The sequence below is a fragment of the Shewanella yunxiaonensis genome (assembly GCF_018223345.1).
In the GTDB taxonomy this organism is placed as follows: domain Bacteria; phylum Pseudomonadota; class Gammaproteobacteria; order Enterobacterales; family Shewanellaceae; genus Shewanella; species Shewanella yunxiaonensis.
In genome coordinates this window covers 184356-206905 of record NZ_CP073587.1, presented here as the reverse complement: position 1 = coordinate 206905, position 22550 = coordinate 184356, and the positions used below count along the sequence as shown (strand labels likewise).

Sequence of the window (22550 nt, the reverse complement as noted above, 5' to 3'; positions counted from 1 at the left end):
CTCCTTACAGTACTTCTGGTGCCAGCGACACAATCTTCATGAATTGCTCGGAGCGCAGTTCACGTGTCACAGGTCCAAAGATACGAGTACCAATCGGCTGCAGGTTGTTGTTCAAAAGAACAGCTGCATTCCGATCGAAGCGAATGACAGAACCGTCTGGACGACGTACGCCTTTCTTAGTACGGACTACCACCGCGTTATACACATCACCTTTCTTCGCTTTAGCGCGAGGAATTGCTTCCTTTACAGAAACTTTGATGATGTCGCCGATACCGGCATAACGACGATGAGAGCCACCCAAGACCTTAATACACTGAACTCTGCGAGCGCCGCTGTTACATGCGACATCCAGAGTTGATTGCATTTGGATCATTTTAAGTGCTCCGCTATCGTTACATCACATCCCCACCATGGGGCATTTTTCACCACTTTTTTGCGAGGAATCGCTCAAAAAGGGCGCGCAAGTATAACACCATTGAATAGGAATGGATAGTACTAAAATACAAACGGCCCCGAATGGGGCCGTTTACGTTTACCTAAGAAAACTTAGGCCTTGCTCACTACTTCAACCAGTGTCCAAGACTTGGTCTTAGACAACGGACGACATTCACGGATAGTGACGATATCGCCTTCATTGCACTGGTTGGTTTCATCATGTGCATGGATCTTAGTAGTACGTTTTACGTACTTACCGTAGATTGGGTGTTTTACCTGACGCTCAACGGCAACAGTGATGGATTTGTCCATTTTGTTGCTGGTCACTTTACCCTGCAAAGTACGGATTTTCTCAGACATTATGCACCTGCCTTAGAAGTAATAATGGTCTTAACGCGCGCAATGTTACGGCGCACCTGCTTCAGCTGGTGAGTTTGAGCCAGCTGGCCAGTGGCGTGTTGCATACGCAGGTTAAACTGCTCACGCAGCAGACCAAGCAATTCAGCGTTCAGTTCTTCAACGCTTTTTTCTCTCAGTTCGCTCGCTTTCATTACATCACCGTCTTAGTTACGAAGGTAGTCTTGATAGGCAGCTTCGCGGCAGCCAGCGAAAATGCTTCGCGGGCCAGATCTTCCGGAACGCCACCCAGTTCATAGAGAACCTTGCCTGGCTGAATCTGGCATACCCAGTATTCAACGTTACCTTTACCTTTACCCATACGCACTTCAAGAGGCTTAGAGGTAATAGGTTTGTCAGGGAAAACTCGGATCCAGATTTGACCCTGACGCTTAACAGCACGTGTCATTGCACGACGCGCAGCTTCAATCTGACGAGCAGTCAGGCGTCCACGGCCTACGGCTTTCAGACCAAATGTACCGAAACTAACATCGGTACCGTTCGCCAGACCACGGTTGCGGCCTTTGAACATTTTGCGAAACTTTGTACGTTTAGGTTGCAGCATTACCGGCTCTCCTATTTACCACGAGGTTTGCGCTTAGGTTGCTGCTTCGGTTCTTCTACTGTCTGCGGTACGATGCCATCCAGAACTTCACCTTTGAAGACCCAGACTTTCACACCAATCACACCGTAAGTAGTGTGACTTTCAGAAGTAGCGTAATCGATGTCAGCACGTAGTGTATGCAAAGGTACGCGACCTTCACGATACCACTCAGAACGCGCAATCTCAGCGCCGCCCAAACGGCCGCTAACTTCAACTTTGATACCTTTAGCACCCAGACGCATTGCGTTCTGTACCGCACGCTTCATAGCGCGACGGAACATTACACGGCGTTCCAGCTGCTGAGCGATAGAGTCAGCAACCAGTTTGGCGTCCAGTTCAGGCTTACGGATCTCAGCGATGTTAATCTGCGCTGGTGCACCGGCAATTTTGGCAACTTCGGCGCGCAACACTTCAACGTCCTCACCCTTCTTACCAATCACAACACCTGGACGGGCAGTGTGAATAGTAACGCGGATGCTTTTCGCTGGGCGTTCGATAACAATCTTGGATACTGATGCAGCTTTCAGTTTCTCTTCGAGAAACTTACGCACTTCCCAGTCGCCTTGCAGATTGGCTGCATAATCAGCCTTATCAGCATACCAGGTAGAGATCCAAGGCTTAGTGATACCCAGACGGATACCATTAGGATGTACTTTCTGTCCCATTGCTCTCTCCTAGCGGTCTGATACAACCACAGTAATGTGGCTGGTACGCTTCATGATACGATCAGCGCGGCCTTTAGCACGTGGCATGATACGTTTCATTGTTGGACCTTCATCAACAAATACCTTACCGACTTTCAGTTCGTCGATATCGGCACCTTCGTTGTGTTCGGCGTTAGCAATGGCAGAATCCAATACTTTCTTGACCAGTACGGCAGCTTTCTTTGGACTGAAGGTCAGAATTTCCAACGCTTTTGCCACTGGCAAACCGCGGATCTGATCTGCAACCAGACGAGCTTTCTGAGGCGACGTACGGGCAAAGCGATGTTTAGCTAAAACTTCCATCTTATTCCTCCCGTATTAACGCTTCTTCGCTTTCTTATCTGCAGCATGGCCGCGATAAGTGCGAGTTGGTGAGAACTCACCAAGTTTGTGGCCGATCATTTCGTCAGTTACGAACACTGGTACGTGCTGACGACCATTATGGACAGCGATGGTCAACCCAATCATTTGTGGGATGATCATAGAACGGCGAGACCAAGTCTTGATAGGCTTTTTGTCACCGGCTTCCACCGCTTTCTCTACCTTCTTCAGCAAGTGCAGGTCGATAAATGGACCTTTCTTGAGAGAACGTGGCATGGCGAATCCTCTTAATTACTTGTTACGACGACGTACAATGTACTTGTCAGTGCGCTTGTTGCTACGAGTCTTGTAACCCTTGGTTGGTACGCCCCATGGTGATACTGGATGACGACCACCAGAAGAACGACCTTCACCACCACCGTGTGGGTGGTCAACAGGGTTCATTACAACACCACGTACAGTAGGACGCACGCCCAACCAGCGTTTAGCACCGGCTTTACCCAGCTGACGCAGCATGTGTTCTGCGTTGCCAACTTCACCCAGAGTGGCACGGCACTCTACGGGTACTTTACGCATTTCGCCTGAACGCAGACGCAGAGTTGCATAAGCACCATCACGGGCAACAACTTGAGCATATGCACCAGCTGAACGAGCAATCTGAGCACCTTTACCTGGCTTCATTTCTACTGCGTGAACAACAGAACCTACTGGAATGTTGATCAGTGGCAGAGCGTTACCAGCTTTGATGTCAGCAGCTGCACCAGAGACAACTTTATCGCCGGCCTGCATGCCTTTAGCAGCCAGGATGTAACGACGTTCGCCATCTGCATAGAGCACCAGCGCGATATTAGCGGTACGGTTTGGATCGTATTCCAGACGTTCTACTTTCCCAACGATACCGTCTTTGTCGCGTTTAAAGTCAACCAGACGATAGTGCTGCTTATGACCACCACCGATATGACGGGTAGTGATGCGACCAGTGTTGTTACGACCACCGGTTTTAGATTTCTTAGCCAGCAGACCAGCAAAAGGTTTGCCTTTGTGCAGGTCACTGTTAACAACCTTAACAACGCCACGACGGCCTGGAGAGGTTGGCTTACACTTAACAATTGCCATTTAAATTCTCCTTTGCTTACTCAGCGCCGCCGAGGAAATCGATATCAGCGCCCTCAGCCAGAGTCACATAGGCTTTTTTCCAGTCGCTGCGGCGGCCAGTACGGGCACCGTGACGCTTGGTTTTACCTTTGTTGACCAGAGTGCGAACACCTTCAACTTTCACTTCAAACAGTTTTTCTACGGCAGCTTTAATTTCTGCTTTTGTAGCAGTCAGAGCTACACGGAAAACTACAGTGTTGTTTTTCTCGGCAACAACAGTAGTCTTTTCAGAAACGTGCGGCGCCAGAATAACTTTCAGAATACGTTCTTCGCGGATCATGCCAGCATCTCCTCGATTTGCTTCACAGCATCAGCGGTGACAAGCACTTTGTCGAATGCGATCAGGCTTACTGGATCAATACCGGCTACGTCACGAACGTCAACCTTGTACAGGTTGCGGGCAGCCAGGAACAGGTTCTCGTCAACTTCAGGAGTCACGATCAACACATCTTCCAGGTCCATTTCTTTCAGTTTAGCTTTCAGCTCTTTAGTTTTAGGAGCTTCAACACCGAACTTCTCAACTACGATCAGACGTTCCTGACGTACCAGTTCAGACAGGATGCTCTTCAGAGCTCCACGGTACATCTTCTTGTTAACTTTCTGACCATGATCTTGGGTTTTGGCTGCGAAGGTAACACCACCGCCACGCCAAATAGGGCTTTTCACGTCGCCTGAACGGGCACGACCAGTGCCTTTCTGACGCCATGGTTTCTTAGCAGTGCCATGTACTTCAGCGCGGGTCTTCTGACCACGAGTGCCCTGACGTGCGTTAGCGGCGAATGCTACAACTACCTGATGAACCAGTGCTTCATTAAAGTCACGGCCGAAGGTAGTTTCGGAAACTTCAAGAGCGCTCTGCGCGTCTTTCAATACCAATTCCATTACTATCTCCTCAGACCTTAAGCTTTAACAGCAGGCTTGATGATCAGATCACCGTTGGCAGCGCCTGGAACAGCACCTTTTACCAGCAGCAGATTACGCTCAACATCTACACGTACTACGTCCAGATTCTGAGTGGTCACGCGCTCGTCGCCCATGTGGCCTGACATTTTCTTGCCTTTGAATACACGACCGGGAGTCTGGTTCTGACCGATAGAACCGTTAGACCGGTGTGACAAAGAGTTACCGTGAGTCATGTCCTGGGTACGGAAATTCCAGCGTTTAACACCGCCCTGGAAACCTTTACCTTTTGACTGACCAGTAACATCTACTTTCGCTACGTCAGCGAAGATTTCTACTTTAAGCTCAGCACCAACTTCAATGCCTTCGCCTTCACCGTCTGCCAGACGCATTTCCCACAAACCACGGCCGGCTTCAACGCCTGCCTTGGCAAAGTGGCCAGCTTCTGGTTTAGTGACGCGATTGGCTTTCTTGGCACCAGTAGTAACTTGAAGTGCGCGATAACCGTCGCTTTCCAGAGTTTTTACCTGGGTCACGCGGTTGGCTTCTACTTCGATTACAGTAACAGGGATTGACGCACCATCTTCAGTGAAGATGCGGGTCATACCCACTTTACGACCAATAAGACCGATAGCCATCTCTCAAACCTCTTCTAAGGATCTCAATTAACCCAAGCTAATCTGAACGTCGACACCGGCGGCCAGATCCAGACGCATGAGCGCGTCAACGGTCTTATCAGTAGGCTCAACGATATCAACCAAACGCTTGTGAGTACGGATTTCGTATTGGTCACGAGCATCTTTATTAACGTGCGGAGAGATCAAAACGGTATAACGCTCTTTGCGCGTAGGCAGTGGGATAGGACCACGTACCTGGGCACCAGTGCGTTTAGCAGTTTCAACGATTTCCGCAGTGGATTGATCGATCAAACGATGATCAAACCCTTTCAAGCGGATACGGATTCTTTGGTTCTGCATTGACCAGAGCTCCTAAAATGGACACATAAAAAATCACCCTCTAGCCATTTTCCTTTGGGAAAATGGCAGAGTGAGATGATTTAACCGTTCGACTCCCAATCGGAGTCGTTTTTGAGTAATTTAAGTCAACCGACCAAACTACTTAACGCCTAAGCAATTAAGCGAGCGGCTATTATAACGATCCTGTTAAGGATTTCAAGGCCGCCGGCGATGTAATCGACAGCTTTGCTGTCAAAAATTGAGCGATATTATACAGAGATTTCTGTTAATGACCAGCATTTATTAGGCCAATACAGTATTGCTCGGAATTATTATTTTTCAAGTGGACCAAAAGAAAAAGGAAGCCGAGGCTTCCTTTTTCATCAATCTCGACCTGATTAGGCGATGATCTTCGCTACCACGCCGGCGCCTACTGTACGGCCACCTTCACGGATCGCAAAACGCAGACCTTCGTCCATCGCGATTGGGCAGATCAAAGTCACTACCATCTTGATGTTGTCGCCTGGCATTACCATCTCTACGCCTTCTGGCAGTTCGATAGTACCGGTTACGTCAGTTGTACGGAAGTAGAACTGTGGACGATAGCCTTTGAAGAATGGTGTATGACGACCACCTTCTTCTTTGCTCAGTACGTAGACTTCTGATTCGAACTTAGTGTGTGGAGTGATTGTGCCTGGTTTTGCCAGTACTTGACCACGTTCCACTTCATCACGTTTAGTACCACGCAGCAGTACACCCACGTTTTCACCGGCACGACCTTCGTCCAGCAGTTTACGGAACATTTCTACACCAGTACAGGTAGTCTTAGTAGTGTCGTGGATACCCACGATTTCTACTTCGTCACCTACACGGATGATACCGCGTTCTACACGACCTGTTACTACTGTACCACGACCGGAGATTGAGAATACGTCTTCGATTGGCAGCAGGAATGGGTGGTCGATATCACGTACGGGTTCTGGGATGTAAGTATCCAGCGCTTCGGCCAGTTCAATGATCTTCGCTTCCCACTCGGCTTCACCTTCCAGGGCTTTCAGCGCTGAACCCTGGATCACTGGCAGGTCATCACCTGGGAAGTCGTATTCAGACAGCAGTTCACGAACTTCCATTTCAACCAGTTCCAGCAACTCTTCATCATCTACCATGTCACATTTGTTCATGAATACGATGATGTAAGGTACGCCTACCTGACGTGACAACAGGATGTGTTCACGAGTCTGTGGCATTGGGCCATCAGTCGCAGCTACTACCAGGATCGCGCCGTCCATCTGCGCAGCACCGGTGATCATGTTTTTAACATAGTCAGCGTGCCCTGGGCAGTCTACGTGTGCGTAGTGACGAGTTGGAGTGTCGTACTCTACGTGTGAGGTGTTGATGGTAATACCACGTTCACGCTCTTCTGGTGCGTTATCAATTGCTGCGAAATCTTTTGCTTCACCGCCGTAGGTCTTGGCCAATACAGTTGTGATAGCTGCAGTCAGAGTGGTTTTACCATGGTCAACGTGGCCAATGGTACCCACGTTTACGTGGGGTTTACTACGTTCAAATTTAGCTTTAGACACGATATATTCCTTTGTTTCAAATGTGTCAGGCAACGCCTGACGCAAACAATCAAAATAACAGTTATGCCGTTCCTAAATCAGGTACGAGCTTCGATAACTGCCTTAGCAACGTTTTGCGGCGCTTCTGCATACTTCAGGAACTCCATGGAGTATGAAGCGCGACCTTGTGTGGCAGAACGCAAATCTGTTGCATAACCAAACATTTCAGCCAGAGGCACTACAGCACGGATAATTTTAATTCCGGCAACGCCATCATCCATCCCTTCGATGAGACCACGACGACGGTTAAGATCGCCGACAACATCACCCATGTAATCTTCAGGTGTAGTGACTTCAACCTTCATGCAAGGCTCGAGCAACACAGGGGTTGCCAACAGCGCGCCCTTTTTGAAGCCCATAGAACCTGCAACCTTGAACGCCATTTCGTTCGAGTCCACTTCATGGTACGAACCATCGAACAGCGTGACTTTCACATCCAAGACAGGGAATCCGGCGAGGACACCATTCTTCATCTGTTCTTGAATACCTTTGTCAACGGCTGGGATATATTCCTTAGGAATAACACCACCAACGACTGCGTTGACAAACTGATAACCAGCGCCTTCTTCGAGAGGCTCCAGTTTCAACCAGACATGACCAAACTGTCCTCGGCCACCGGATTGACGTACGAACTTACCTTCTGCTTCCACGCTACCGCGGATAGTTTCACGATAAGCTACCTGAGGTTTACCAACGTTACATTCAACGCTGAACTCACGGCGCATACGGTCAATAATAATGTCCAGGTGCAATTCACCCATCCCTGAGATCAGAGTCTGACCCGACTCTTCATCAGTTTCAACCCGGAAGGATGGATCTTCCATCGCCAGTTTCTGTAAGGCGATGCCCATCTTTTCCTGGTCAGCTTTCGAACGGGGTTCGACAGCGATGGTAATTACCGGATCCGGGAAATCCATGCGTTCCAAAATCACTTTATGATCAGGGTCGCACAGAGTGTCTCCAGTCGTTACTTCTTTCAGGCCGATAGCCGCCGCGATATCTCCGGCACGAACCTCTTTGATCTCGTTACGGTCATTGGCGTGCATCTGTACGATACGGCCAATGCGCTCACGCTTTTCTTTAACGCTGTTATATACCGCAGCGCCAGATTCCAGTACCCCAGAGTACACACGAATAAATGTCAACGTCCCCACAAAGGGGTCAGTGGCGATTTTAAATGCCAAAGCTGCAAATGGTGCTTTGTCATCAGAAACACGTTCCACTTCGTTGTCATATTCATCATGACCTTTGATGGGAGGTACATCATTTGGTGCAGGTAAATATTCGATAACAGCATCAAGAACTGCTTGTACGCCTTTGTTTTTAAAGGCACTACCACAGGTCGCCAGCACAATCTCATTATTGATTGTGCGCTGACGCAGCGCTTGCTTGATCTCTTCTTCGGAGAGGTCACCCTCTTCGAGATATTTATCCATCAACTCATCGGAGGCTTCTGCTGCACTTTCCACCAGATACTCACGCATCTCAGTGGCTTTGGCGAGCAGATGCTCTGGGATATCTTCATGAGTGAAGGTCATCCCCTGATCAGCGTCATTCCAGTTGATTGCCTTCATCTTGATCAGGTCAATCACACCGGTAAAGTTTTCTTCAGCACCGATATTCAGTTGAATGGGAACACAGGTAGCGCCGAGCCGATTACGGATCTGTTTGACCACCCGATCAAAGTCCGCACCCGCACGGTCCATCTTGTTGACAAATACCAGACGAGGGACGTGATATTTATCTGCCTGACGCCATACGGTTTCAGACTGAGGCTCCACACCAGAAGCCCCACAAAATACTACGACCGCACCGTCCAGTACGCGCAACGAACGCTCTACTTCAATGGTAAAATCAACGTGACCTGGGGTATCAATGATATTGATGCGATGCTGTTCGAACTGGGCATCCATCCCACGCCAGAATGTCGTCACCGCAGCGGAAGTAATCGTGATGCCGCGCTCCTGCTCCTGGACCATCCAGTCAGTAGTTGCTGCGCCATCATGTACTTCGCCGATTTTATGTGACAAACCGGTGTAGAACAGAATACGTTCAGTTGTCGTTGTTTTGCCTGCATCAACGTGAGCACAAATACCGATGTTGCGATAACGCTCAATAGGAGTTGTACGAGCCACGATTTATACCCTCTCTACCGGAACCGAAGTCCCGGTGTTGCCAGAGAATGCGCGGAAAAAAATTCCGCGCAAGATATTACCAACGGTAATGAGCAAAGGCTTTGTTGGCTTCTGCCATACGATGCACGTCTTCGCGCTTCTTAACGGCAGCACCTTTATTTTCGGATGCATCCAGCATTTCGCCAGCCAGACGCAGAGCCATAGATTTTTCACCACGCTTACGTGCAGCTTCAACTAACCAGCGCATCGCCAGAGCGTTACGACGCACTGGACGAACTTCACATGGTACCTGGTAAGTAGAACCACCGACACGACGAGATTTAACTTCGACGGCTGGGCGGACGTTATCCAGGGCTGCTTCCAAAAGAACCAGATGATCTTCGCCTTTTTTCTCAGCGATAACATCTAATGCTTTGTAGATAATCTTTTCGGCAGTTGATTTTTTGCCGTCTTGCATAATGACGTTGATGAACTTCGCCAGCAACTCACTATTAAATTTTGGATCAGGCAGAATTTTGCGCTGACCGACTACGCGACGTCTAGGCATGATATGTCTCCGTATACTTCAGGTTTTTCCAAAACCATAAAATGATTAAAAAAGCTTGGCCTTACTTAACGGAACACCATTAAGACTTAGGACGCTTGGCTCCGTACTTAGAACGACTCTGACGACGAGCGCTGATACCAGCACAGTCCAGAGCGCCACGTACAGTGTGGTAACGAACACCAGGCAGGTCCTTAACACGACCACCACGGATCAAAATTACACTGTGTTCCTGCAGGTTGTGGCCTTCACCGCCGATATATGAAGTTACTTCAAAACCGTTGGTCAGACGCACACGCGCTACTTTACGCAGTGCAGAGTTTGGTTTTTTAGGGGTAGTGGTGTACACACGGGTACAAACACCACGCTTTTGTGGGCACGCATTCAACGCTGGTACCGCTGTCTTTTCGACTTTGGGAGCGCGAGGCTTACGTACCAACTGGTTTACAGTTGCCATGTATAGCTCCAATTTAGTTGATTTACTCAACGTTTGGGTGTGAAAAATCTATATCCCACAAAAGTGGGACGCGGAATTTTAGAAAGGTCGAGGCTGACTGTCAAGAAATAGCCAATCATGTACGACTTTTCATCAAAAAAGGCGCCCGAGGGCGCCTTTTTGTCTCGGTTTTTCGATTATTCCTGACTACCGGCCAAGTTCAGCAAATCGGCCAGGTTCTGTTCGGCTTCGCTGGCAGTAATACCAGGCGCTTCCTGAGCAACCTCACCTTTATTATGAACTCGGTTTTTATGGTAAGCATAACCAGTACCGGCTGGGATCAAACGACCCACAATCACGTTTTCCTTCAGACCACGCAGGTTATCTGACTTGCCACCAACGGCAGCTTCTGTCAGTACGCGAGTGGTTTCCTGGAACGATGCGGCAGAAATGAAGGATTCTGTCGCCAGTGACGCCTTGGTAATACCCAACAATTCACGTTCGAATTTCGCTGGACGTTTACCTTGAGCTTCCAGTTCACGGTTAGTGATCTTAACGCGAGAAACTTCTGCCTGTTCACCCACCAGCAGATCAGAATCACCAGCGTCAGTGATAATACCCTTACGCAGCATCTGACGGATGATGACCTCGATATGCTTATCGTTGATCTTCACACCCTGCAGACGGTATACATCCTGCACTTCATTGACGATGTAACTGGCCACGTTGTGAATACCACGCAGACGCAGAATGTCGTGTGCTGATTCTGGACCGTCAGCGATCACTTCACCACGTTCGACTTTTTCACCTTCGAACACGTTCAGGTTACGCCACTTAGGGATCATCTCTTCGTAAGCATCACCACCATCGGCAGGGGTGATCACCAGACGACGCTTACCTTTGGTTTCTTTACCGAAGGAGATAGTACCGGTGATTTCTGCCAGAATCGCGGGTTCTTTTGGCTTACGGGCTTCGAACAGGTCTGCAACACGTGGCAGACCACCGGTGATATCACGGGTCTTAGAAGATTCTTGTGGAATACGCGCCAGCGCGTCACCCACGTTGATCTTAGTGTTGTCATCCAAGCTTACGATCGCATGACCAGGCAGGAAGTACTGTGCTGGCACTTCAGTACCCGGAATAGTCAGGTCGTGACCTTTGTCATCCACCAGGCGTACCGCAGGACGCATGTCCTTACCGGCTGATGGGCGCTGTGCTACATCCATAACCACGATAGACGACAAACCAGTCAGTTCGTCGGTTTGACGTTGAATGGTGACACCGTCAATCATGTCAACGAACTGCACATTACCTTCCACTTCAGTGATGATTGGGTGGGTATGTGGATCCCAGTTCGCGATGATCTGACCAGGTTCGATGGCTGCGCCTTCCTGTTTTTCCAGGATAGTACCGTAAGGCACTTTATAGCGTTCCTTCTCACGGCCTAAATCGTCAACGATAGCCAGCTCAGAAGAACGCGATACGATAACCAGTTTACCTTCGGTATTCACAACATGCTTAGCATTGTGCAGTTTCAACGTACCAGCATTTTTGGTCTGAACGTTGTTTTCTGCAGAAGCTCTGGATGCGGCACCACCGATGTGGAATGTACGCATTGTCAGCTGTGTACCTGGTTCACCGATAGACTGCGCCGCGACTACGCCGATAGCTTCACCTTGGTTGATGATATGACCACGAGCCAAATCACGACCGTAACAGTGAGCACATACACCGAAATCGGTATCACAAGTGATAACAGAACGAACTTTCACTTCGTCAACACTGGCGTCTTCCAGCTTCTTACACCAAGCTTCGTCCAACAGTGTATTACGTGGTGCCAGCACTTCTTCGGTACCTGGGTAATAAACGTCTTCAGCGACCACACGACCCAGCACACGTTCACGCAGTGGCTCAACCACGTCACCACCTTCAATCAGTGGTTTCATGATCAGACCTTCGTGGGTACCACAGTCTTCTTCAATAACCACCAGGTCTTGAGCAACGTCAACCAAACGACGAGTCAGGTAACCGGAGTTTGCGGTTTTCAGTGCAGTATCCGCCAGACCTTTACGCGCACCGTGAGTAGAGATGAAGTACTGCAGTACGTTCAGACCTTCACGGAAGTTCGCCACGATTGGGGTTTCAATGATGGAGCCATCAGGCTTAGCCATCAGACCACGCATACCCGCCAACTGACGGATCTGAGCGGCACTACCACGCGCACCAGAGTCGGCCATCATATAGATGCTGTTGAAGGATGCCTGTTCTTCCTCTTCACCGTTACGGTTAATAACGGTTTCAGTAGACAGGTTCTTCATCATCGCCTTGGACACTTTTTCGTTACAGCTGGCCCAGATGTCGATCACTTTGTTATAGCGTTCACCAGCGGTTACCAAACCTGACTGGAACTGCTCTTGGATTTCCAGTACTTCGGCTTCAGCGTCAGCAACCAGCTTAGCTTTCTCTGCTGGGATCTGCATGTCATTGATACCGACAGATGAACCAGAAATAGTCGCATAGCGATAACCGGTATACATCAGCTGGTCGGCAAAAATAACTGTGTCTTTCAGACCCAGACGGCGATAGCAGATGTTCAGCAACTTGGCGATCTGCTTCTTACCCATGTTCTGGTTAACGACTTCAAATGGCAAACCAGCGGGCAAAATCTGCGATAACAACGCACGACCAACAGTAGTGTCCACAATCCGACGGACCTGTTTCTTCTCGCCATTGGCCTCAATCTGAGTTTCGGTGATACGCACTTTTACACGCGCATGCAATTCAGCAACACCGGTACGGTAAGCTTTTTCAGCTTCAGCGACGTCGGCAAATGCCATACCTTCGCCTTTACCGTTTACGCGTTCGCGGCTCATGTAGTACAAACCCAATACCACGTCCTGCGAAGGCACGATAATAGGTTCACCGTTAGCAGGTGACAGGATGTTGTTGGTAGACATCATCAGTGCACGGGCTTCGAGCTGCGCTTCCAGTGTCAACGGTACGTGTACCGCCATCTGGTCACCGTCGAAGTCCGCGTTGAACGCAGTACATACCAATGGGTGCAGACGAATCGCTTTACCTTCAATCAGCACTGGTTCAAACGCCTGAATACCCAGACGGTGCAGTGTTGGCGCACGGTTCAGCATCACTGGATGTTCACGAATAACTTCGTCAAGAACGTCCCATACTTCCGGTACTTCACGTTCTACCATCTTCTTCGCAGCTTTGATGGTAGTCGCCAGGCCACGGGCTTCCAACTTGCCATAGATAAACGGCTTGAACAGTTCCAACGCCATTTTCTTCGGCAGACCACACTGATGCAGACGCAGAGTAGGACCAACAGTAATTACTGAACGGCCAGAGTAATCCACACGTTTACCCAGCAGGTTCTGACGGAAACGACCCTGTTTACCTTTGATCATGTCGGCCAGAGATTTCAGCGGACGCTTGTTAGAGCCGGTAATTGCACGGCCACGACGACCGTTATCCAGCAGCGCATCCACAGATTCCTGCAACATACGTTTTTCGTTACGTACGATGATATCTGGTGCAGCCAGATCCAGCAGACGCTTCAGACGGTTGTTACGGTTGATCACTCGGCGATACAGATCGTTCAGATCTGAAGTCGCAAAACGACCACCGTCCAATGGCACCAACGGACGCAGATCCGGTGGTAACACAGGCAATACTTTCAGGATCATCCACTCAGGCTTGTTACCTGAATTGTAGAATGCTTCCATCAACTTCAGACGCTTGGTCACTTTCTTGCGACGGGTTTCTGAATTGATTGAAGGCAGTTCTTCGCGCATTTCACCGATTTCTTTTTCAAGATCGATGGCACGCAACAGTTCCAGCACGGCTTCGGCGCCCATTTTGGCTTCGAATTCGTCGCCGTATTCTTCCAGCGCATCCAGGTAGTTTTCTTCGGTCAGCATCTGACCGCGTTCAAGGCTGGTCATGCCAGGCTCGATCACTACGAATGATTCGAAGTACAGCACACGTTCGATATCGCGCAGGGTCATGTCCAGCATCAGGCCGATACGGCTTGGCAGGGACTTGAGGAACCAGATATGCGCCACCGGTGAAGCCAGCTCAATGTGACCCATACGTTCACGACGTACTTTGGTCTGAGTAACTTCAACACCACATTTTTCACAGATAACACCGCGATGCTTCAGGCGTTTGTACTTACCGCACAAACATTCGTAATCTTTCACCGGGCCAAAGATACGCGCACAAAACAGACCTTCACGCTCAGGCTTGAAGGTACGGTAGTTGATGGTTTCCGGCTTCTTGACTTCGCCATACGACCAGGAACGGATCAAGTCAGGCGATGCGAGGCCAATCTTGATGCCTTCAAACTCTTCGGTCTTACTTTGCTGTTTCAGAAACTTTAATAAGTCTTTCACGTTTCTCTCCTGAAGGAGTTAAACCGGGTGCCCCGCAATGCAGCGAGGCACCAATTTCTAGCCAAACACAGTCGTGCTGCGCCTTACTCTTGGTCCAGTTCGATATTGATACCGAGTGAACGGATTTCCTTCAGCAATACGTTGAAGGATTCAGGCATACCGGGTTGCATCTGGTGATTGCCGTCAACGATGTTCTTGTACATCTGAGTACGACCGTTAACGTCATCGGATTTCACAGTGAGCATTTCCTGCAGCGTATATGCAGCGCCATACGCTTCCAGAGCCCACACTTCCATCTCACCGAAACGCTGACCACCGAACTGTGCCTTACCACCCAGTGGCTGCTGAGTCACTAGGCTGTAAGAACCGGTAGAACGGGCGTGCATCTTGTCGTCTACCAAGTGGTTCAGTTTCAGCATGTACATGTAACCGACGGTCACAGGACGTTCGAAGGCATTACCAGTAAGACCATCGTAAAGAGTCATCTGACCGGAAGTTGGCAGACCAGCCAGTTCCAGCATATCTTTGATCTCTTTCTCTTCGGCACCGTCAAACGCAGGTGTTGCTGTTGGCAGACCCAGTTTCAGGTGGCTGGCCAGACGCATCACTTCATCATCAGTAAAGGAGTCGATATCAACCTTCTGCTTCACACCATCACCTAAGGCATAAACCTTCTTGATGTATTCACGCAGTTCTGCCACTTCACGCTGTTCTTCCAGCATGGTGTTGATGCGATTACCGATACCTTTGGCCGCTGCACCCAAGTGCACTTCCAATACCTGACCGATGTTCATACGTGAAGGTACGCCGAGTGGGTTCAACACGATGTCCATCGGTACGCCGTGTTCATCATATGGCATATCTTCGATAGGACAGATCTTGGAGACCACACCCTTGTTACCGTGACGACCCGCCATCTTGTCACCAGGTTGAATGGTACGTTTAACCGCCAAGTACACTTTAACGATCTTCAGTACGCCTGGAGCCAAGTCATCACCCTGGGTGATTTTGCGGCGTTTAGCTTCAAATTTCTTGTCGAAGTCTGCTTTCAGCTCTTCGTGCTGCTCAGCCAGCTGTTCCAGCTCAGTCTGTTTGGCTTCATCGTCGATAACCTGAACCAGATAATCCTTACGTGGCATATCTGCCAGTTTGGCTTCACTGACACCGCTGTTCAGCAGCAGGTTACGAGCACGATCAAACACACCTTCTTCCAGGATCTTGAACTCTTCAGTCAAGTCCTTACGTGCCTGAGCAATGTGCATCTCTTCAATTTCGATAGCACGTTTGTCTTTTTCGACACCATCACGAGTGAAGACCTGAACGTCGATAACGGTACCTTTCACTGAGTTAGGAACACGCAGTGAGCTGTCCTTCACGTCAGAGGCTTTTTCACCGAAAATCGCCCGCAGCAGTTTTTCTTCTGGTGTCAGCTGAGTTTCACCTTTTGGTGTCACTTTACCGACCAGGATGTCACCGCCCTTCACTTCAGCACCAATATAGACGATACCGGACTCATCCAGTTTGGAGAGTGCGGATTCACCTACGTTCGGGATGTCAGCTGTAATCTCTTCGCTACCCAGTTTGGTATCACGAGCGATACAGGACAGTTCCTGAATGTGAATGGTGGTGAAGCGATCTTGCTGCGCAACACGCTCAGAGATCAGGATGGAGTCTTCATAGTTGTAACCATTCCAGGTCATGAATGCGATACGCATATTCTGACCCAGCGCCAACTCGCCCATATCAGTAGATGGGCCGTCAGCCAGTACGTCACCACGAGTCACTGGCTCACCAACATGGCAGCAAGGACGCTGGTTAATACAGGTGTTCTGGTTAGAACGGGTATATTTAGTCAGGTTGTAAATGTCGATACCCGCTTCGCCTGGGCGCAGCTCTTCTTCATTTACTTTAACCACGATACGGCTAGCATCAACGTAATCAATGACACCACCACGTTTAGCAGCGACACACACACCGGAATCCATCGCCAGGGTACGTTCAATACCAGTCCCTACCAATGGTTTTTCAGATAGCAGTGTTGGAACCGCTTGACGTTGCATGTTCGCACCCATCAAGGCACGGTTCGCGTCATCGTGTTCCAAGAATGGAATCAAAGAAGCCGCTACCGAGATGATCTGCTGTGGTGATACGTCCATATACTGGATGTCGGAAACGCGCATAAAGGTAGATTCACCTTTATGACGGCAAGCAACCTGCTCATCCAGAATGCGGCCATTTTCGTCGAGGTCGATGTTTGCCTGAGCAACCACATAACGACCTTCTTCAATGGCGGACAAGTATTCAACTTCATCAGTTACTACGCCATCAACGACTTTACGGTATGGCGTTTCCAAGAAGCCATAGGCGTTAGTACGCGCGAAAGTAGACAATGAGTTGATCAGACCAATGTTTGGACCTTCAGGGGTCTCAATTGGACACAGACGACCGTAGTGAGTTGGGTGAACGTCACGCACTTCGAAGCCTGCGCGTTCACGCGTCAAACCACCGGGGCCAAGTGCAGAAATACGACGCTTGTGCGTTACTTCTGACAGCGGGTTGTTCTGGTCCATAAACTGTGACAACTGTGAAGAGCCAAAGAACTCTTTCACTGCCGCAGAGATCGGCTTAGCATTGATCAGATCCTGTGGCATCAGTTCGTTCAGGTCGCCCAGTGACAGACGTTCACGCACAGCACGTTCAACACGTACTAAACCAACGCGGAACTGGTTTTCTGCCATTTCGCCCACAGAACGGATACGACGGTTGCCCAAGTGGTCAATATCGTCCACTTCATCAAAACCGTTACGGATTTCGATGATTTTCTTCATAACAGCAACGATGTCTGATTTGCTCAGAATGCCGGTACCTTCGTTCTCATCGATATCGAGACGACGGTTGAACTTCATACGGCCCACTTTAGACAGGTCGTAGCGTTCTTCTGCGAAGAACAGGTTCTGGAACAAGGCTTCAGCCGCATCTTTGGTTGGTGGTTCACCAGGACGCATCATACGGTAGATCTCGACCAATGCTTCCATACGATTGGTGGTAGAGTCGATACGCAGCGTATCAGACATGTAAGCACCGTGATCCAACTCGTTGACATAGAGAGTGCTGATATCTTTGATGCCTGCTTGTGACAGGTTAGCCAGCACTTCCAGCGTCAGTTCATCGTTTGCAGTCAGCAATACTTCACCAGTATCAGGATCGATATAGTCCTGAGCGGCTAACTTACCAACGATGTAATCCACCGGCACTTCCAGCTCAGTGGTATTGGACTTTTCCAACTGCTTGATGTGACGGGCAGTGATACGACGGCCTTTTTCCACCAACAGATTGCCCGCTGAATCCTTGATATCGTAACTGGCGGTTTCACCGCGCAGACGTTCAGGAACTAGCTTCATCACCAGCGAATCTTGTTTGATACTGAAATCTACGCGGTCGAAGAAGGTATCCAGGACTTCCTGGGTAGACATATCCAGTGCGCGCAGCAGGATTGTCGCAGGCAACTTACGACGACGGTCAATACGCACAAACAGCGCATCTTTTGGATCGAATTCAAAATCCAGCCATGAACCACGGTAAGGAATGATACGAGCGTTATACAACACTTTACCGGAGGAGTGGGTTTTACCACGGTCATGGTCGAAGAATACACCTGGGGAACGATGCAACTGAGAAACAATCACACGCTCGGTACCGTTAATAACGAAAGTACCGTTCTCAGTCATCAATGGGATATCACCCATGTAAACTTCTTGTTCTTTAATATCTTTAACAGTGCCTGCGGCGGCTTCACGATCAAACAACACCAGGCGCAGTTTTACGCGCAGCGGTGCGGAGAAAGTTACGCCACGAATCTGGCACTCTTTGACATCGAATACAGGCTCGCCCAGCTTGTAGCTGACATACTGCAATTCGGAATTGCCAGAAAAGCTCTTAATCGGGAAAACGCTGCGGAAAGCGGCTTCTAAGCCACGCTCACCGGTGGGATCTTGATCGGTGAACTTCTTGAATGAATCTAACTGAATCGCCAACAGGTAAGGAATGTCCAGTACCTGAGGACGCTTACCGAAGTTTTTGCGAATACGCTTCTTTTCAGAATAGGAGTAAACCATGGGTTTCCTCTGCTTGCGAGATGTGACCAAGACTGAACCAACCCTGCGGTTAATCCAGCACGTTTGCCCATCACCGATTGTTGGCAAGAACCTAACCAATAATCACTGCTAGGAACTGCAATATACGAATGATTTCACGGTGAAAAAATCATCGGCGCCTACAGCGCAAAAAAGGCCGACGGTCAAAAAACCGCCAGCCTACACCCGACTTTTGGTCGGATGGGAGTAAGTCAGTATCTAACTTACTTGATCTCTACAGTAGCGCCAGCTTCTTCGAGTTCTTTCTTCAGAGCTTCAGCTTCTTCTTTAGAGACAGCTTCTTTAACTGCTACTGGGGCAGATTCAGCCATTGCTTTGGCTTCTTTCAGACCCAGACCAGTTGCGCCACGTACGGCTTTAATTACAGCTACTTTGTTTTCGCCGTGAGAAGTCATAACTACGTCGAACTCGGTTTTTTCTTCAACGGCAGCAGCAGCTTCACCAGCACCACCAGCAACAACGGCAGCAGCGGCAGATACGCCGAACTTCTCTTCCATTGCTTCAACAAGTTCAACAACTTCCATTACAGACATTGCTGCAAAGGCTTCAAGGATTTGGTCTTTAGTGATAGACATAAGAAATATTTCCTATTGTACTGAATTCAATTCGTTTAAGCAGCGAGCCGGTAATTAGGCCGCTTCTTGTTTTTGATCGCGCAGTGCAGCCAGTGTACGAACAAACTTGCCAGCGGCGGCTTCTTTCATAGTCATCATCAACCGTGCCAGTGCTTCTTCGTATGTCGGCAGTTTTGCCAAACGATCAATGTCAGCTGCAGGGATGAATTCCCCTTCAAAAGCTGCACCTTTAACTTCGAAATTAGCCTGCTCTTTCGCAAAATCTTTTAACAGACGTGCGGCAGCACCTGGGTGCTCGTTAGAGAAAGCAATCAAAGTTGGGCCAGAGAACACTTCGCCAAGGCACTCAAAAGCAGTGCCTTCAACAGCGCGACGAGCCAGAGTGTTACGTACTACGCGTACATAAACACCATTAGCACGAGCGGCTTTACGCAGTGTGGTCATAGCGCCTACAGTCACGCCGCGGGAATCCGCGACAACTGCAGACAGTGCACCTTTGGCAGCTTCGTTGACTTCAGCAACAATCGCTTGTTTGTCTTCGAGTCTTAATGCCATTAGGCTTTACTCCTGGATTCTACCTAGGGTTTCCCCTAGCGTTTACCTTACTGAACAGAAATCCATTCAGTTACTTACGGTGCAGATAATCCAGCAGAACAAATCTATCTGGGGCCTGACACCGTCTACGCAGGAAATTAAGTATCTTAACTAAGAGACACCTGCGGTCTTGGACGGAAGCCCGAATATCGGGCTCCAACCCACAAAGTGCGCGCATTATAGGCTAATGCACGCATTTTGTAAAATTAAGCAGCAGTTGTATCCAGAGTGCTCTGGTCAACAGCAACACCGGCACCCATAGTAGTGGATACGGTGACTTTCTTGATGTACTGACCTTTCGCAGCAGCAGGCTTAGCCTTCTTCAGTGCGATCATCAGTGCTTCAAGGTTTTCTTTCAGTTTCACTGGTTCGAAGTCAGCTTTACCGATAGTGGTATGGATAATACCGTTTTTATCAGTACGATAACGAACCTGACCGGCTTTAGCGTTCTTAACCGCTTCAGCAACGTTAGGAGTCACAGTGCCAGTCTTAGGGTTAGGCATCAAACCACGTGGGCCGAGGATCTGACCTAACTGACCGACAACGCGCATCGCATCAGGTGAAGCGATCACTACGTCAAAGTTCATTTCGCCAGCTTTTACCTGGGCAGCCAGTTCGTCCATACCAACCAGTTCAGCACCTGCAGCTTTAGCAGCTTCAGCGTTAGCACCTTGAGTAAATACTGCAACGCGAACGTCACGACCGGTACCGTGAGGCAGCACGATAGCGCCACGTACGTTCTGATCTGATTTACGAGGGTCAACACCCAGGTTAACGGCAACGTCCACACTTTCAACGAATTTAGCAGTAGCCAGTTCTTTCAACAGAACCAGTGCTTCATTGATATCGTATGCTTTAGTAGCTTCCACTTTTTCGCGGATAACGCGCATGCGCTTAGTCAACTTTGCCATTGTATTAGTCCTCTACTACCAAACCCATGGAACGAGCAGTACCTTCGATTGAGCGAGTCATCGCTTCAACGTCAGCACCAGTCATGTCAACAGCTTTCAGTTCAGCGATTTCCTGAACTTTAGCACGCTTGATAGTACCCACTTTCTGAGTATTAGGACGGCTTGAACCTGACTTCAGGCCAGCAGCCTGCTTCAGCAGATATGAAGCTGGAGGAGTCTTAGTTTCGAAAGTGAATGAGCGATCGCTGTACACAGTGATCACTACAGGGATAGGCATGCCCTTTTCCATTTTTTCTGTACGGGCGTTAAACGCTTTACAGAATTCCATGATGTTCACACCTTTCTGACCCAGAGCTGGACCTACTGGTGGTGAAGGGTTGGCAGAGCCTGATTTTACTTGCAGCTTAATATAAGCTTCAATTTTCTTAGCCATCTGATTTTCCTCAGTTTGGGTTCAAACGCCTGTGCAACATGCACAAGGCTCCCCGAAAACAACGGGTGCGGATTATATAGAAATCCACACCCGTTGCCAAACGGATTTTGTTGTTAATTTAATCAGCTTTTCTCAACCTGATTAAAGTCTAGTTCTACCGGAGTAGAACGACCGAAGATCATGACAGACACTTTTACGCGACTCTTGTCATAATCCACTTCTTCAACCGTCCCGTTGAAGTCGGCGAACGGCCCATCGGTCACCCGAACAACTTCACCAGGTTCGTACATAACGCGATGAGTCGGAGAATCTGTAGTTTCCTGCAGACGACGCAAAATGGCATCGGCTTCTTTGTCGGAAATTGGAGCTGGACGGTCAGAGGTACCGCCAATAAATCCCATTACGCGTGGAATACTTTTCACCAAGTGCCATGATTCATCATTCATTTCCATTTGAACCAGCACATATCCAGGGAAAAACTTGCGCTCACTCTTGCGGCGCTGACCGCCACGCATTTCCACTACTTCTTCGGTAGGCACCAGTACTTCACCGAAGTACTTTTCCATACCGTGCATTTTGATATGTTCGATCAGAGACTTACAAACACGGCCTTCATAACCAGAAAAAGCCTGAACGACATACCACCTTTTTTTAGCTTCATTCGCTTCTGTCATGAGAAAGCCTATACGCCAGTAATAAGGTTGACAATTTTCAGCAGGGCTGCGTCGAGACCCCACAGGATGATGGCCAACACACCGGTCGCAATCAATACAATAAAGGTTGTATTCAGTGCTTCTTGCCGGGTAGGCCACACCACTTTACGGACTTCGATCTGAGATTCTTTAGCGAACGCCAATGCCTGTTTACCTTTTACTGTCTGCAGTGCAACAAAGCCTGCAATGGCAAACAGCACGATTACGCCAAGGGCTCGTGCCACTACGCTAGCATCGCTGTAGTGATGGTTGCCGACAATGGCAACTGCCAGCAGCACAATAGTGATCACCCACTTAAGAATATCCAGAGAATTGCCCTGGTTTTCGGTATTTGTTGTCATCGGTTAATTCCGTTACTCATTGCGACCCGAGCATAAGGGCCTATCAGCATTCAGTAAGCCCTGTTACATCCCCAATAATTGGAGCGCCGCCTTTTTCAGGCTCAAAAAATCGGCCATAGATTGTATGCTTAATCCCTTATCCGATCAAGGACGCAGGGTGCTTGATCTCGCAAAATCCATAGACGACAACGAAACAAAAAAGGAAGCCGAGG

Annotated in this window: 24 protein-coding genes; all 24 read right to left on the bottom strand. The window is 49.1% G+C overall.

The annotated features are described in order from the left end of the window. Positions 1-4: 4 nt before the first annotated feature. The 24 genes from rplN to secE all read right to left on the bottom strand — a co-directional run bounded on the left by rplN (position 5) and on the right by secE (position 22338). Positions 5-373 (bottom strand): 50S ribosomal protein L14, encoded by a 369-nt coding sequence (gene rplN / locus KDN34_RS01005; RefSeq protein ID WP_011715463.1) that lies wholly within the window; start codon positions 371-373, stop codon positions 5-7. 173 nt (positions 374-546) lie between these two features. After that, the gene (rpsQ, locus tag KDN34_RS01000; protein WP_212595110.1) at positions 547-795 is read right to left on the bottom strand and encodes a 30S ribosomal protein S17; all 249 of its coding nucleotides are present in this window, start codon (positions 793-795) and stop codon (positions 547-549) included. Continuing rightward, a complete protein-coding gene (rpmC, locus tag KDN34_RS00995) occupies positions 795-986 on the bottom strand; it encodes a 50S ribosomal protein L29 (RefSeq protein ID WP_011758342.1) in 192 nt (63 codons plus the stop codon). Before rpmC ends, rpsQ begins: the two co-directional genes overlap by 1 nt. Beyond that, positions 986-1396: a 50S ribosomal protein L16 gene (rplP, locus tag KDN34_RS00990; RefSeq protein WP_212595109.1), complete on the bottom strand. Its 411-nt coding sequence runs from the start codon at positions 1394-1396 to the stop codon at positions 986-988. Before rplP ends, rpmC begins: the two co-directional genes overlap by 1 nt. A gap of 11 nt (positions 1397-1407) precedes the next feature. Further along, positions 1408-2100, bottom strand: coding sequence for a 30S ribosomal protein S3 (rpsC, locus tag KDN34_RS00985; protein WP_212595108.1), 693 nt, complete (start codon positions 2098-2100; stop codon positions 1408-1410). 9 nt (positions 2101-2109) lie between these two features. Then, positions 2110-2442: a 50S ribosomal protein L22 gene (gene rplV, locus KDN34_RS00980; protein WP_212595107.1), complete on the bottom strand. Its 333-nt coding sequence runs from the start codon at positions 2440-2442 to the stop codon at positions 2110-2112. 15 nt (positions 2443-2457) lie between these two features. After that, positions 2458-2736, bottom strand: coding sequence for a 30S ribosomal protein S19 (rpsS, locus tag KDN34_RS00975; protein WP_011758338.1), 279 nt, complete (start codon positions 2734-2736; stop codon positions 2458-2460). Positions 2737-2751: 15 nt separating this feature from the next. Continuing rightward, on the bottom strand, positions 2752-3576 hold the full coding sequence (rplB, locus tag KDN34_RS00970; protein WP_212595106.1) for a 50S ribosomal protein L2: 825 nt from the start codon (positions 3574-3576) through the stop codon (positions 2752-2754). 16 nt (positions 3577-3592) lie between these two features. Next, positions 3593-3895: a 50S ribosomal protein L23 gene (gene rplW, locus KDN34_RS00965; RefSeq protein ID WP_212595105.1), complete on the bottom strand. Its 303-nt coding sequence runs from the start codon at positions 3893-3895 to the stop codon at positions 3593-3595. After that, positions 3892-4497 (bottom strand): 50S ribosomal protein L4, encoded by a 606-nt coding sequence (gene rplD, locus KDN34_RS00960; protein ID WP_212595104.1) that lies wholly within the window; start codon positions 4495-4497, stop codon positions 3892-3894. The genes rplW and rplD overlap by 4 nt, the downstream gene beginning before the upstream one ends. Positions 4498-4514: 17 nt before the next feature. Continuing rightward, positions 4515-5153 carry a 50S ribosomal protein L3 gene (gene rplC, locus KDN34_RS00955; protein WP_212595103.1) on the bottom strand — a complete coding sequence of 213 codons (639 nt, stop codon included), beginning with the start codon at positions 5151-5153 and terminating at the stop codon, positions 4515-4517. Between the two features lie 27 nt (positions 5154-5180). After that, positions 5181-5492, bottom strand: coding sequence for a 30S ribosomal protein S10 (gene rpsJ, locus KDN34_RS00950; protein WP_133040234.1), 312 nt, complete (start codon positions 5490-5492; stop codon positions 5181-5183). A gap of 377 nt (positions 5493-5869) precedes the next feature. Then, positions 5870-7054: an elongation factor Tu gene (gene tuf, locus KDN34_RS00945; RefSeq protein ID WP_212595092.1), complete on the bottom strand. Its 1185-nt coding sequence runs from the start codon at positions 7052-7054 to the stop codon at positions 5870-5872. 77 nt (positions 7055-7131) lie between these two features. Further along, the gene (gene fusA, locus KDN34_RS00940; RefSeq protein ID WP_212595102.1) at positions 7132-9228 is read right to left on the bottom strand and encodes an elongation factor G; all 2097 of its coding nucleotides are present in this window, start codon (positions 9226-9228) and stop codon (positions 7132-7134) included. A 76-nt stretch (positions 9229-9304) separates the two neighbouring features. Then, a complete protein-coding gene (gene rpsG, locus KDN34_RS00935; protein WP_212595101.1) occupies positions 9305-9775 on the bottom strand; it encodes a 30S ribosomal protein S7 in 471 nt (156 codons plus the stop codon). A gap of 79 nt (positions 9776-9854) precedes the next feature. Beyond that, entirely contained in the window at positions 9855-10229 is a 375-nt protein-coding gene (rpsL, locus tag KDN34_RS00930) for a 30S ribosomal protein S12 (protein WP_212595100.1), read from the bottom strand. Between the two features lie 176 nt (positions 10230-10405). Then, on the bottom strand, positions 10406-14617 hold the full coding sequence (rpoC, locus tag KDN34_RS00925) for a DNA-directed RNA polymerase subunit beta' (RefSeq protein ID WP_212595099.1): 4212 nt from the start codon (positions 14615-14617) through the stop codon (positions 10406-10408). Between the two features lie 83 nt (positions 14618-14700). Next, positions 14701-18732: a DNA-directed RNA polymerase subunit beta gene (gene rpoB, locus KDN34_RS00920; RefSeq protein WP_212595098.1), complete on the bottom strand. Its 4032-nt coding sequence runs from the start codon at positions 18730-18732 to the stop codon at positions 14701-14703. 242 nt (positions 18733-18974) lie between these two features. Continuing rightward, entirely contained in the window at positions 18975-19346 is a 372-nt protein-coding gene (gene rplL, locus KDN34_RS00915) for a 50S ribosomal protein L7/L12 (RefSeq protein ID WP_212595097.1), read from the bottom strand. Between the two features lie 54 nt (positions 19347-19400). Continuing rightward, entirely contained in the window at positions 19401-19901 is a 501-nt protein-coding gene (gene rplJ / locus KDN34_RS00910) for a 50S ribosomal protein L10 (RefSeq protein ID WP_212595096.1), read from the bottom strand. Between the two features lie 245 nt (positions 19902-20146). Beyond that, entirely contained in the window at positions 20147-20851 is a 705-nt protein-coding gene (rplA, locus tag KDN34_RS00905; RefSeq protein ID WP_212595095.1) for a 50S ribosomal protein L1, read from the bottom strand. A gap of 4 nt (positions 20852-20855) precedes the next feature. Next, complete coding sequence (gene rplK, locus KDN34_RS00900) at positions 20856-21284, bottom strand: 50S ribosomal protein L11 (protein WP_212595094.1); 429 nt, start codon at positions 21282-21284, stop codon at positions 20856-20858. 122 nt (positions 21285-21406) lie between these two features. After that, the gene (gene nusG, locus KDN34_RS00895) at positions 21407-21958 is read right to left on the bottom strand and encodes a transcription termination/antitermination protein NusG (protein ID WP_133040224.1); all 552 of its coding nucleotides are present in this window, start codon (positions 21956-21958) and stop codon (positions 21407-21409) included. Positions 21959-21966: 8 nt separating this feature from the next. Continuing rightward, complete coding sequence (gene secE, locus KDN34_RS00890; protein ID WP_212595093.1) at positions 21967-22338, bottom strand: preprotein translocase subunit SecE; 372 nt, start codon at positions 22336-22338, stop codon at positions 21967-21969. Positions 22339-22550: the final 212 nt, after the last annotated feature.

Bases quoted from the DNA above. Each gene is read 5' to 3' on its own strand.
- rplN (WP_011715463.1), bottom strand. From the start codon at position 373: ATGATCCAAATGCAATCAACTCTGGATGTCGCATGTAACAGCGGCGCT.
- rpsQ (WP_212595110.1), bottom strand. From the start codon at position 795: ATGTCTGAGAAAATCCGTACTTTGCAGGGTAAAGTGACCAGCAACAAA.
- rpmC (WP_011758342.1), bottom strand. From the start codon at position 986: ATGAAAGCGAGCGAACTGAGAGAAAAAAGCGTTGAAGAACTGAACGCT.
- rplP (WP_212595109.1), bottom strand. From the start codon at position 1,396: ATGCTGCAACCTAAACGTACAAAGTTTCGCAAAATGTTCAAAGGCCGC.
- rpsC (WP_212595108.1), bottom strand. From the start codon at position 2,100: ATGGGACAGAAAGTACATCCTAATGGTATCCGTCTGGGTATCACTAAG.
- rplV (WP_212595107.1), bottom strand. From the start codon at position 2,442: ATGGAAGTTTTAGCTAAACATCGCTTTGCCCGTACGTCGCCTCAGAAA.
- rpsS (WP_011758338.1), bottom strand. From the start codon at position 2,736: ATGCCACGTTCTCTCAAGAAAGGTCCATTTATCGACCTGCACTTGCTG.
- rplB (WP_212595106.1), bottom strand. From the start codon at position 3,576: ATGGCAATTGTTAAGTGTAAGCCAACCTCTCCAGGCCGTCGTGGCGTT.
- rplW (WP_212595105.1), bottom strand. From the start codon at position 3,895: ATGATCCGCGAAGAACGTATTCTGAAAGTTATTCTGGCGCCGCACGTT.
- rplD (WP_212595104.1), bottom strand. From the start codon at position 4,497: ATGGAATTGGTATTGAAAGACGCGCAGAGCGCTCTTGAAGTTTCCGAA.
- rplC (WP_212595103.1), bottom strand. From the start codon at position 5,153: ATGGCTATCGGTCTTATTGGTCGTAAAGTGGGTATGACCCGCATCTTC.
- rpsJ (WP_133040234.1), bottom strand. From the start codon at position 5,492: ATGCAGAACCAAAGAATCCGTATCCGCTTGAAAGGGTTTGATCATCGT.
- rpsG (WP_212595101.1), bottom strand. From the start codon at position 9,775: ATGCCTAGACGTCGCGTAGTCGGTCAGCGCAAAATTCTGCCTGATCCA.
- rpsL (WP_212595100.1), bottom strand. From the start codon at position 10,229: ATGGCAACTGTAAACCAGTTGGTACGTAAGCCTCGCGCTCCCAAAGTC.
- rpoB (WP_212595098.1), bottom strand. From the start codon at position 18,732: ATGGTTTACTCCTATTCTGAAAAGAAGCGTATTCGCAAAAACTTCGGT.
- rplL (WP_212595097.1), bottom strand. From the start codon at position 19,346: ATGTCTATCACTAAAGACCAAATCCTTGAAGCCTTTGCAGCAATGTCT.
- rplJ (WP_212595096.1), bottom strand. From the start codon at position 19,901: ATGGCATTAAGACTCGAAGACAAACAAGCGATTGTTGCTGAAGTCAAC.
- rplA (WP_212595095.1), bottom strand. From the start codon at position 20,851: ATGGCAAAGTTGACTAAGCGCATGCGCGTTATCCGCGAAAAAGTGGAA.
- rplK (WP_212595094.1), bottom strand. From the start codon at position 21,284: ATGGCTAAGAAAATTGAAGCTTATATTAAGCTGCAAGTAAAATCAGGC.
- nusG (WP_133040224.1), bottom strand. From the start codon at position 21,958: ATGACAGAAGCGAATGAAGCTAAAAAAAGGTGGTATGTCGTTCAGGCT.
- secE (WP_212595093.1), bottom strand. From the start codon at position 22,338: ATGACAACAAATACCGAAAACCAGGGCAATTCTCTGGATATTCTTAAG.